This window comes from Streptomyces anatolicus (assembly GCF_019400875.1).
GTDB lineage: Bacteria > Actinomycetota > Actinomycetes > Streptomycetales > Streptomycetaceae > Streptomyces > Streptomyces anatolicus.
Window position 1 is genome coordinate 1 of the sequence record NZ_WMBF01000630.1, and the last position, 3213, is coordinate 3213.

Here is a 3213-nt window from a genome sequence, read left to right on the forward strand (position 1 = left end):
GGTTGGGGATGTCCAGGGGGACGCCGTGGCCGCCGACGCCGGGGCCTGGGCGGAAGGCCTGGAAGCCGAAGGGCTTGGTCTCCGCGCAGCGGATGACGTCCCACAGGTCGATGCCGAGATCGTGGCAGAGCACCGCCATCTCGTTGACCAGGGCCATGTTCACGTGCCGGTAGTTGGTCTCCAGGAGGTGCACGGTCTCGGCCTCGCGGGGGCCCCGGGCGCGGACGACCTTGTCGGTGAGGCGGCCGTAGAAGGCGGCGGCCGACTCGGTGCAGGCCGGGGTGAGCCCGCCGATGACCTTGGGGGTGCCCGCGTAGCCGTGCGAGCGGTTGCCGGGGTCGAGGCGGCCGGGGGAGTAGGCGAGGTGGAAGTCGCGGCCCGCGCGCAGGCCCGAGCCCGCTTCGAGGATCGGGCGGACGAATTCCTCGGTGGAGCCCGGGTACGCCGGGGATTCGAGGATCACGGTGGTGTGCGGGCGCAGCCGCGCGGCCAGGGCACTGGCGGCCTCGGCGACCTGGCTCAAATCGAGCGAGCGGTCGGCGGCGGGTGGAGTGGGGGCGCAGATGACGGCGGTGCGGACCCGGCCGAGGTCGGCCGGGTCGGTGGTCGGCCGGAAGCCCCCCGAGAGCATCCGGCGGACGTCGGCGGCGGTGAGGATCCCCTCGGCGCCGTCGCAGGGCAGGCGGCCGCCTGCGAGGTCGGTGGCGCGGACGGGGTCGTAGCCGATGGTGGCGATGCCGCGTGCGACGGCGGCCTGCGCCAGGGGCAGGCCGAGGTGGCCGAGACCGATGACTGCGAGATCTGCGGGCATGGCGGTGGGCCGTCCTCCCAATAGCCGGAGCGGGACGAGCGCGCAAGCCCTGTGGACAAGGCGGACCAGCGCAATGTCAGACTAGGAGTAAATATGACCGATTTACGGTATTGCGCCGCGCCGGAGTCCGGAGTGTTGTCCACAGGCTGAGGGTGCGATCGGCGAGCGGGGACGAAATCTGGGCATGATGTGAGTCCGACCACACCCGATCACAGCGGGAGGCAGCGGTGAGGACAGCGACACTGGGGCCGGCCGAGCGTGCCGAGTCACTTGCGGGAATGGCCGACCGGGAGCTGGACATCCTGGTCGTGGGCGCGGGGGTGGTCGGCGCGGGGACGGCTCTCGACGCGGTCACCCGAGGCCTGTCCACCGGCCTGGTCGAGGCCAGGGACTGGGCGTCGGGCACCTCGAGCCGCTCGAGCAAGCTGATCCACGGCGGCCTGCGCTATCTGGAGATGCTCGACTTCGCGCTCGTGCGGGAGGCGCTGAAGGAGCGCGGCCTGCTCCTTGAGCGGCTCGCCCCGCATCTCGTGAAGCCCGTGCCGTTCCTCTACCCCTTGCAGCACAAGGGCTGGGAGAGGTGGTACGCCGGATCGGGCGTCGCGCTCTACGACGCCATGTCGATGTCGCGCGGGCACGGCCGCGGCCTGCCCATGCACCGCCATCTGACGCGCCGCCACGCCCTGCGCGTCGCCCCGTGCCTGAAGAAGGACGCCCTCGTCGGCGCGATGCAGTACTACGACGCGCAGATGGACGACGCCCGCTATGTGGCCACCCTGGTGCGCACGGCGGCGGCGTATGGCGCGAAGGTCGCCAACCGCGCGCGCGTCACCGGCTTCCTGCGCGAGGGCGAGCGCGTGGTCGGCGCCCGGGTCCAGGACGTGGAGGGCGGCGGGGAGTACGAGATCCGCGCCAAGCAGGTGGTGAACGCCACGGGCGTGTGGACGGACGACACGCAGGCGATGGTCGGCGAGCGCGGGCAGTTCCACGTCAGGGCGTCCAAGGGCATCCACCTGGTCGTGCCCAAGGACCGGATCAACTCCACGACCGGACTGATCCTGCGGACCGAGAAGAGCGTCCTGTTCGTCATCCCCTGGGGACGGCACTGGATCGTGGGCACGACCGACACGGACTGGGACCTCGACAAGGCGCACCCGGCCGCGTCGAGCGCCGACATCGACTACCTCCTGGAGCATGTGAACTCGGTCCTGGCCGTCCCCCTCTCCCGCGACGACGTCCAGGGGGTCTACGCCGGGCTGCGCCCGCTCCTCGCCGGGGAGTCGGACGCCACGAGCAAGCTGTCCAGGGAGCACACGGTCGCGCACCCGGCGCCCGGCCTGGTCGTCATCGCGGGCGGCAAGTACACGACGTACCGCGTCATGGCCAAGGACGCCGTCGACGAGGCCGTGCACGCTCTCGACCAGCGGGTCGCCGAGTGCGTCACCGAGGACATCCCGCTCGTCGGCGCCGAGGGGTACAGGGCGCTGTGGAACGCCCGGGCGAGGATCGCCGCGCGGACGGGCCTTCATGTGGTGCGCGTCGAGCACCTGTTGAACAGGTACGGCGCGCTGGCCGAGGAAGTGCTCGAACTGATCACCGCGGACCCGACCCTCGGCGAGCCCCTGCCGGGGGCCGACGACTATCTGCGGGCCGAGATCGTCTACGCCGCGTCGCACGAGGGCGCCCGGCACCTCGACGACGTATTGACGCGGCGCACCCGCATCTCGATCGAGACGTTCGACCGGGGCACGCGCAGCGCCCGGGAGTGCGCCGAGCTGATGGCGCCCGTCCTCGGCTGGGACAAGGACCAGATCGAGCGGGAGGTGCAGCACTACGAGAAGCGGGTGGAGGCCGAGCGGGAGTCGCAGCGCCAGCCCGACGACCTGACGGCGGACGCGGCGCGGCTGGGGGCGCCGGACATCGTGCCGCTCAGCTAGCGGGGCGGCCGTCCGGGGCGCGGGGGCAGAACTCGGCGGTGAGAAGCGCTGTTTCCAGCCCCGGGTCGGCCAACTTGTCCGTGTTGATGCGGAAGGTGAGGACATGTCGGCCGTCGCGGGTGGCGGCGGTGCGGACGTAGTTCCCGGCGATATGACCGTTGTGGCCCCACACCGTGGTGCCGCAGGGGAGCACTTGCGGATAGAGGCCCATGCCGTAGTGGCCGTGTGCGGCGCGGGTGTTGAGCATCTCGCGCAGGAAGGGGGCGGGGAGGAGGCGGCCGGTGAGCAGGGCGGCGTAGAAGCGGTTGAGGTCGGCGAGGGTGGAGATCACCTCGCCGGCGGCGCCCGCGACGCGCGGGTCGAGCCTGGTGACGTCCTCGCCGTCGCCCGAGTAGGCGCGGCCGTGGGGTGAGGGGAGTGTGGTGCGGGCGCCGGGGAACGAGGTGCCGGTGAGGCGGAGGGGAG

General features: G+C 72.0%; 3 protein-coding genes. 1 reads left to right on the top strand and 2 read right to left on the bottom strand.

All coding sequences use genetic code 11. The features are described 5' to 3' along the window. Positions 1 to 811: nucleotide sugar dehydrogenase (locus tag GKQ77_RS30600; protein WP_219692373.1), on the bottom strand; the 811-nt coding region annotated here is incomplete at its 3' end. Between the two features lie 227 nt (positions 812 to 1038). Here GKQ77_RS30600 and GKQ77_RS30605 point away from each other — a divergent pair. Next, positions 1039 to 2748 (top strand): glycerol-3-phosphate dehydrogenase/oxidase, encoded by a 1710-nt coding sequence (locus tag GKQ77_RS30605; RefSeq protein ID WP_219692374.1) that lies wholly within the window; start codon positions 1039 to 1041, stop codon positions 2746 to 2748. On the opposite strand, the gene GKQ77_RS30610 is transcribed toward GKQ77_RS30605, so the two are convergent. Then, the coding region (locus GKQ77_RS30610) for a serine hydrolase (protein ID WP_219692375.1) at positions 2741 to 3213 on the bottom strand (473 nt) is incomplete at its 5' end. The genes GKQ77_RS30605 and GKQ77_RS30610 overlap by 8 nt on opposite strands.